The sequence below is a fragment of the Marinicauda pacifica genome (assembly GCF_004793635.1).
Taxonomy (GTDB): domain Bacteria; phylum Pseudomonadota; class Alphaproteobacteria; order Caulobacterales; family Maricaulaceae; genus Marinicauda; species Marinicauda pacifica.
The window spans coordinates 1-312 of the sequence record NZ_SRXV01000063.1; the positions used below are offsets into that span (position 1 = coordinate 1).

Genomic DNA, 312 nt, shown 5'->3' on the forward strand with positions numbered 1-312 from the left:
GGCGACAGGCGCCGGCCCAGCACCAGCTGTCCGGTCTGGGCGAGGAATTCGATCTCGATCAGCCCACCGGTCCGCAGCTTCAGATTCCAGAGCGAGCCAGCCGGCTTGTCGCGTTCCAGGCGCGCCCGCATCGCAGCCGCGTCGCGGCGGATGTCCCGGGCCGCAACGTCGCACGCCATCGCCGCGTCCAGCGCCGCGCGCACCTCGGAGTCCAGGCCCTGGCCGCCCACGATCCGGGCGCGTGTCAGCGCCATGCGCTCCCAGGTCCAGGCTTCCCCGCCCTGATAATAGCTCTCGAACCGGCCCAGGCTG

The 312-nt window shown here is 72.1% G+C and carries 1 pseudogene; it reads right to left on the minus strand.

What is annotated here, in order from left to right:
* Positions 1–312: pseudogene (locus tag E5162_RS14395) on the minus strand (bifunctional [glutamine synthetase] adenylyltransferase/[glutamine synthetase]-adenylyl-L-tyrosine phosphorylase); the annotation flags it as partial.